We start from the raw sequence: 7,656 nt of genomic DNA on the forward strand, positions 1-7,656 counted from the left end.
GGGCTATCTGATGCCGGGCCGGGCCGGATTCCATACGCGGGGCGAGAAAAAAGTAGGGCCGGCCGCTGCCGGATTGGTCGCCGTCGGAGGCGTAGCGTGCAGCCGCCGGCATTATTCTGTATCTTTTGCCCCTCTTACAACCCCTCTCCAACGCCTTGTCTACTCAGATTCCCCCTTCCCGCTCCACCGGCCTGTTCCGCCGCAAAAGCCTCGACGACATCCTGCACAACCCGCCCGCCGATGCCGATGGCCACAGCCACGGCGGCCTGGAGCGCCACCTCACCGTCCGCGACCTGACGGCCCTGGGCATTGCCGCCGTTATCGGGGCCGGTATTTTCAGTACCATCGGCAACGCCTCCCACGACGGCGGTCCGGCCGTGTCGCTGCTGTTCGTGTTTACGGCCATTGCCTGCGCCTTCTCGGCGTTGTGCTACGCCCAGTTTGCGGCCACCATTCCGGTGAGCGGCTCGGCCTACACCTACGCCTACGCTTCCTTCGGGGAGCTGGCCGCCTGGATTATCGGCTGGGCCCTGATTATGGAATATGCCGTGGGTAACATTGTGGTGGCCATCAGCTGGTCAGATTACTTTACCGGGCTGCTCAGTGGGGTCGGGCTTGACTTGCCCATCTGGCTGACGATGGGTATGCAGAGCGCCCACAAGTACTACAACGAAGTGCTGGCCCTGATGCAGGCCGGCAAACCACTCACCGAAGCCTCGCCGGCCCAGCTGGAGGGCTACAAAGCCTGGGCGGCGGCGCCCGAGCTGGGCGGCGGCCTGCGGCTGGTGCTGGATCTGCCGGCCGGTCTCATTACGCTGGCTATTACAGCGTTGGTGTACGTGGGTATCAAAGAAAGCAAGAACGCCAGCAACCTGCTGGTGGCCCTGAAACTGGTGGTAGTGGCCGTAGTGATTCTGGTGGGCGCGTTCTATGTGCAGCCCGAAAACTGGAGCCCCTTCGCTCCCAACGGCATTGGCGGGGTGCTGAAAGGCGTATCGGCGGTGTTCTTTGCCTACATAGGCTTTGATGCCATCAGCACCACGGCCGAGGAGTGCAAGAACCCCCAGCGGGACCTGCCCCGGGCCATGATTTACGCCCTCATCATCTGTACCATTCTGTACGTGATTATCACGCTGGTACTCACTGGTATGGTGAACTACAAGGAGCTGGCCGTGGGCGACCCGCTGGCGTACGTGTTCAATAAGGTTGGCGTGAAGTGGCTGGGCGGCGTGGTAGCCGTGTCGGCGGTGCTGGCCATGGCCTCGGTGCTGCTGGTGTTCCAGATTGGGCAGCCCCGCATCTGGATGACAATGAGCCGGGACGGGCTGCTGCCGCCGGTATTTTCGCGGGTGCATCCCAAGTTCCACACGCCTTCGTTCAGCACCATCGTCACGGGCTTCTTCGTGGGCGTGCCGGCTATGCTGCTGAACATGGACCTGGTAATTGACCTGACCTCCATCGGGACGCTGTTTGCCTTTGCGCTGGTGTGCGGCGGTATCCTCATCATCGACCCTTACGGGCAGAGCGACGCCCGCTTCAAGGTGCCCTACATCAACGGGCAGTTTCTGGTGCCGCTGGTGCTGGTGGTGGGCGCGGTGCTGCTGTTCGTGTACAACCAGGCCGGCATTCAGGAGTTTACCACGGCCCTGGGCAGCGGCTACGAGGAAGGCCGCCATTACATTCCGATGCTGGTGTTCTTCGGGTTCTGCCTGGCACTGGCCTGGCTCTCGTTCCGCAAAAAGCTGAGCCTGTTGCCGGTGCTGGGCCTGCTCACCAACCTCTACCTGATGACGCAGTTGGGCATCAATAACTGGCTGCTCTTCTTCGGTTGGCTGGTGATTGGGCTGGTGGTATATTTCAACTACGGCGCCAAGCACAGCAAGCTGGGGCTGAAAAAGGCCACGACTGTATCGTAGAACCCTGTTTTCTGGTAGCTTCATAAACCCGTCGGCACTCGTGTTCGGCGGGTTTTGTATGATAAGTGCCCGGAGTTTCTACCGGGTTGATGTTGTATGTCGACTGATTCAATGGCTGCTTCTCTTGCCGCCCGGCTTGCTGCCTCCCGCCAGGAGCTGCTGGATCTGGGTTTGCGCAACCCCCTGCTCAACTTCCGGCCATCCAAGGCGCGCGGCGTGGAAATAGTAGGCGAGGAGTCGGAAGCAGTATGGGAACGGCTGGTGCGCAAAGGCCGTCCGATGGTGTTTGCTCCCGTACCGGAAGCCGCGCTACCGGCTCCCGTGGGGTGGAAGGGCGACCCGGAGCGTGCCGCCCGCCGGGCAGCGGCTTTGGGGCTGCCGGTGCCCGCTGAGGTAACGCCCCGGCAGCTCGCCGCCGCTGCCGCACTGACCGCCGACACTACGGACAATAAGCTACAGACTGCCGAGCCGCTGGCCAAGCTGGAACGCAGGCTGCTGACCACCTATTACACCGCCCGCACCAGCCTGGAGGAACAGGGTGTGAACATTCTGTACCTAGCGCTGGGCATGCTCACGTGGTATGAGGCCGACGGTAGCGAGGAGCCGCGCCGGGCTCCGCTGGTGCTGGTACCGGTACTGCTGGAGCGCGGCACTGCTGCCGAGCGGTTCAGGCTCCGCTACACCGGAGTCGAAATCGAAACTAACCTTTCCCTGCAGGCCAAACTCAAAGCCAGCTTTGGCTTGATATTGCCGGCCTTCGATGAAGAGCAGCCTCTGACCGAGTATTACGCGGCCGTAGCGGCCGCCGTGGCCGGCTTCCCGCGCTGGCAGGTAGCCCCCGACAGCATAACCCTGGGTTTCTTCTCCTTCGGCAAATTCCTGCTCTACCGTGACCTGGACCCGGCCACCTGGCCCGCCGACAGTGAGCTGCTCAACCATCCCGCCATCGAAGCCCTGCTGGGCCCGGATACCGGCTTCCGCGACGCGGCTCCTACGGTGGGCGACACGGCGTTTCTGGACACCGAAAGTTCCGCCCACGAGCTGCATCAGGTGCTGGATGCCGATTCCTCGCAGCTGCTGGCCTTGTTGGCGGTGCAGGAAGGACGCAACCTGGTGGTGCAGGGGCCGCCCGGCACCGGCAAGTCGCAGACCATTGCCAACCTGCTGGCCGAGGCTATTGGGGCCGGGAAGAAGGTCCTGTTTGTGGCCGAAAAGATGGCCGCGCTGGAAGTAGTGAAGCGCCGCCTCGATGCCTTGGGCCTGGGCGCGGCGTGCCTGGAGCTGCACAGCCACAAAGCCAACAAAAAAGCCCTGCACGACGAGCTGCGCCAGACCCTGAGCCTCGGCCGCCCCGCCGCTGCTGCCAGCGTGAAAGACCAGGTAGCCCAGCTGCCCCGCTACCGCCAAACCCTCAACGACTACGCCCTGGCCGTAAACGCGCCTATCGGCCGCAGCCGCCGCACCACCCAGCAGGTAGCCGGTGAGCTGCTGCGCCTGGCCGAAGAACAGGGCCCGGTGGAGCTGCCGCGCATTGCTTTTTCCGATCTGGCCGCCTGGACCGATGCCGATGCGGCCCACGCCGAGGCCCTGGCCACCCGCCTGCAGGCTACTTTGCAGAAAATAGGTCCGCCCAAGCAGCTGCGCTTCTGGGGTAGTGAGCTGACCGTATTGCTTCCAGCTGATCAATCCAGCCTTACCGCCCAACTGGTTGCTGCCCAATCGGCTGTGCAGGAGCTGCGCGGGCAAGCCGTGGCCTTGGCCGCGCTGTTGGGCCTGGCCGTTCCTGCTGACCGGGCCGCCGCCGAGAAGCTCCTACCTGCCGCCCGTCATGCCCAGCTGGCTCCACCATTGGCTGGCGCGGCCGTAGTGGCTACAGCCTGGGTGCAGCAGGCCAGCCGCCTGATGGCACTGCTGCAGGTCGGCGCAGCTTACACCGCTTTACATCAAGGTTTTGACGCTGTTGTGCTGCCCGAAGCCTGGGGCCAGCAGCTGCTCACAGAGCGGGCCGCTTTGCTCTCCTACGGCGACAAATGGTGGAGCTTTCTGAGCGGCGACTACCGGCGCGCCCGCCAGCGCCTGCAGCGTCTGTGGCGCGGCCCGCTACCTAAAGACGCCGCCGAGCTGCTGCCCGTTATCGACGCTATTCACGAAGCCGCCCGCCACCAGCAGACGTTGGCGAGGGCTGACGCTTGGGCCGGGTCTCTGTTTGGTGCCGCCTGGCAGGGGATGAGCTCCAACTGGCCGGCGTTAACTAAAGTGCAGCACTACCTTACCCTGACGCACCAGCGCATCAGCCGGGGTGAATTGCCTGAAGAGCTGCTGGCGTATCTGACTGGCAATCCGTCTTCCGGCTTTTCCTCTCCAGTGGATAATGTGTATCAAGCATTTGCGGAGCCGGTGAGTAAGGCAGATCAGCCGCACGACCTCGTCAGCCACCTATCCGCCCTCGAAACAGGCCTGGCCCGGCACCGTGCCGCCATTCAGGCAGTGGCGGATAATCTGCACCTCAACGAAGCGCGCCGTTTCGGTCCGGAGGGCCGGCTTCAATTTCACCTGTTTGATAAGCAGCAGGAAATTCTGGCTGCCTGGGCCGCCGATGTACCAGCCCTGCGCCTGATAACGGAGTGGAACAACGTGGCTGCCAGCGTGCAGCAGCTGCCAGAGCTGTTGCTGCTGGCCGAAACCTGGCCGGAAGCTCCCCGGTTTTTAGCCGCCGCCGTGCGCCAGACGTGGCTGGAATACCTGCAGCGCCGGGCCCACGAGCAGCACCCGGCCCTGCGGCAGTTTGAGCGGGCCAGCCACGAGGAGTTGGCCGCCCGTTTCCGTCAGGCCGATCAGGACTCGCTTTACCATAACCGCGTCCGTGCCCTGCGCCGGCACTACGAGGGGCTGCCTCACCCGCAGGCCGGTGGTCAGATGCTCATCCTCAAAAACGAATTTGCCAAGAAGACGCGTCATAAGTCGCTGCGCCGCCTGATGGAGGAAGCCGGGCGGGCCATTCAAGCCATTAAGCCGGTGTTCATGATGTCGCCGCTGTCGGTGGCCGGCTACCTGCCGCCGGGCGCGGTGGAGTTTGATCTGGTGGTGTTCGATGAAGCCTCGCAGGTGAAGCCGGTGGATGCCCTGGGGGCCATTGCCCGGGGTCGGCAGTTGGTGGTAGTCGGCGACTCCAGGCAGCTGCCGCCTACCTCGTTCTTCGATTCCCTGACCGGGGCCGGGGAGGAGGCTGATGAGGAAAACGTAACGGCTGACATTCAGAGCATTCTGGAGCTGTGTAAGGCCCGCCAGATGCCCGAGCGGATGTTGCGCTGGCACTACCGCAGTCGGCACGAATCCTTGATTCAGCCTTCCAACCACCTGTTTTACGAGGATAAGCTGGTGATTTTTCCCAGTCCCGGCGGGCAGGGCCAGCTGGGACTAGTGTATCATCACCTGCCTGAAACGTACTACGAGCGGGGCACCACGCGCACCAATCCGCTGGAAGCACAGGCCGTGGCCGAGGCTGTGCTGCAGCATGCCCGTACCACGCCGGGCCTTACGCTGGGCGTAGTGGCCTTCAGCATGGCTCAGCGCCAGGCCATTGAGGATACACTGGAAGTGCTGCGCCGCCAGCACCCCGAAACGGAGACTTTCTTCAACTGCCATCCGCACGAGCCCTTCTTCATAAAGAACCTGGAAAATGTGCAGGGCGACGAGCGGGACGTCATTCTCATCAGCATCGGCTACGGCCGCACCAAGGATGGCTACCTTGCCATGAGCTTTGGGCCGCTGAACGGGGATGGTGGGGAGCGGCGGCTCAACGTGCTCATCACCAGAGCCAAGCAGCGTTGCGAGGTTTTCACCAACCTCATGGCCGACGACCTGGACCTAAGCCGCACCCAGGCTAAGGGAGTGGCGGCCCTCAAAACCTTCCTCAACTTTGCTCAGCATGGCCGCCTTTACCAGCACGAGGAAACCGGCCGCGACATGGACTCGCCGTTTGAGGAGGTCGTGTACCGCGCCCTCACGGCCCGGGGCTACGTGGTGCGCCCGCAAATTGGTAGTCAGGGCTTCTACATTGACTTAGCCGTGGTGGACCCCGACCAGCCGGGCCGCTACGTGCTGGGCATTGAGTGCGACGGGGCCATGTACCACTCCGCCCGCTCGGCCCGGGACCGGGACCGGCTGCGCCAGCAGGTGCTGGAAGCCGTGGGCTGGCGGCTGCACCGCATCTGGAGCACCGACTGGTTCCGCGACCCGGCGCGGGAAACCGAGCGCGCCGTGCAGGCCATCGAAGAAGCCCGCCGTACCGCCCAGGATGACCCCGACGAGCCGGAAGAGCCAGAAACAATTGCAGAAACCACTGGGATTGAGCGGGAGGAGTTGCCGCTGGCTACCCAGGCGCTGGCCGAGCCGTACCAGGTGGCGCAACTGCCGGCCGCCGTGGGGCACCGGGAACTGCATCAGCACAGCCTGGGCCAGCTCGCCAATTGGCTTACCCTCATTGTCCGCATTGAAAGCCCGATTCATCTGCACGAAGCCACCCGCCGGCTGGGCCAGGCCAGCGGGGCCACGCAGGTAGGAGCCCGTATGCGCAAAGCCGGCCGTGCCGCCGCGCTACTGGCCGTCAACCTGCGCCATGTGCGCCAGCAGGGCGAGTTTCTGTGGGACATTACCATGCAGCAGCCACCCCTGCGCGACCGGAGCCAGCTACCCGCCGTTTCGCGCAAGCTCGCCTTCGTATCCCCCGAGGAGCTGGCTCGCGCCCTGCGCACGGTAGTCGAGCAGAGCTTCGCTCTGCCCCGCGAAGCCGTATTCCTGCCCACCGTGCGCCTGCTTGGCTTTGCCCGTTTATCAGAAGAAATGCGCCAGCAGCTAAACGCCGTGCTGGCCGGTTTGCTGGAAGGAGGCGAGGTAGTGGAAGTAAATGGCGTATTGAAACCAGCAGACTGATGCTACCATCCGAAGGAGAAACCATCCTGCTCACCCTGCGCTTGGCCGGCTCTATTCCGGCGCGGGCCGGTCGGGAGCTGCACGCCCGGCGCGTAGTCGCCCGGCAAGCCGCCGATTCTCCGGAGGCGCACCGCCGCGCCGAAAAACAGTTCTTTGCCGGCTTCGATGCGCTGCTGGATGCCCGCACCGTGGGTCCGGCGTACTTGGAGCGGGAGAAACTGGCCGAAACCATTGCCGGGGAGCTGCTGATGCTGGAGGAGCAGGGGCTGCAAGTGCCGTGCTTCGTGCTGCTGCCCAACCACCTGCACGCGGTGCTGCACCTGCCGGTTCGCTCGGGCCTGTCGCTGCCTAAAGCCGTGGAGCTGCTGCATCAGCGCACTGCCGCCCAGGCCCGCCGCCTGCTGCGCGGCCAGCTCCCGGCCGAGGCTGATTTCTGGCAAACCGGCTTCCATGAACTGCCGGTACCGGACGCCGCCGAGCAAACCCGCATTAAAGCGTACCTACTGGCCCACCCGCAGCGGCTGGGACTGCCGGAGCGGTTTGGGGAGTGGCCGTATGTGCACGAGCAGAAGTGAACCCGAAACAATCCGGCCCCCGGGCAGCTCCTGGTACAGGGGCCGCCCGGGGGCCGGATGCAAGGTGCTGCTGGCAGCTATTGCTTCAGCAGGCGACGTGTCAGCTGCTGCTGCTGGCCCTGCACCGTGAGGTAGTACACGCCGGCAGGCAGCGGCTGCAGGGGCAGCGTCAGGGGAGCCTCGGCGTTGGCGGTGCGGCGCAGCACGGTGCGGCCCTGCACGTCGCGCAGCGT

General features: G+C 64.2%; 4 protein-coding genes. 3 read left to right on the top strand and 1 reads right to left on the bottom strand.

Features of this window, described 5'->3' with window-relative positions; genetic code table 11:
- Nucleotides 1-155: 155 nt before the first annotated feature.
- The 3 genes from EI291_RS13660 to EI291_RS13670 all read left to right on the top strand — a co-directional run bounded on the left by EI291_RS13660 (nt 156) and on the right by EI291_RS13670 (nt 7,423).
- Nucleotides 156-1,916 carry an amino acid permease gene (locus EI291_RS13660; protein ID WP_240635548.1) on the top strand — a complete coding sequence of 587 codons (1,761 nt, stop codon included), beginning with the start codon at nt 156-158 and terminating at the stop codon, nt 1,914-1,916.
- A gap of 96 nt (nt 1,917-2,012) precedes the next feature.
- Nucleotides 2,013-6,848, top strand: coding sequence for a DUF3320 domain-containing protein (locus EI291_RS13665; RefSeq protein WP_125420794.1), 4,836 nt, complete (start codon nt 2,013-2,015; stop codon nt 6,846-6,848).
- Nucleotides 6,848-7,423, top strand: coding sequence for a transposase (locus tag EI291_RS13670; RefSeq protein ID WP_125420796.1), 576 nt, complete (start codon nt 6,848-6,850; stop codon nt 7,421-7,423). The genes EI291_RS13665 and EI291_RS13670 overlap by 1 nt, the downstream gene beginning before the upstream one ends.
- 77 nt (nt 7,424-7,500) lie before the next feature.
- Here the strand turns inward: EI291_RS13670 and EI291_RS23525 are convergent, their stop codons facing one another.
- Nucleotides 7,501-7,644 carry a T9SS type A sorting domain-containing protein gene (locus EI291_RS23525; RefSeq protein WP_394343381.1) on the bottom strand — a complete coding sequence of 48 codons (144 nt, stop codon included), beginning with the start codon at nt 7,642-7,644 and terminating at the stop codon, nt 7,501-7,503.
- Nucleotides 7,645-7,656 lie beyond the last annotated feature (12 nt).

Origin of the sequence: Hymenobacter rigui (genome assembly GCF_003944715.1) — a bacterium.
Taxonomy (GTDB): domain Bacteria; phylum Bacteroidota; class Bacteroidia; order Cytophagales; family Hymenobacteraceae; genus Hymenobacter; species Hymenobacter rigui.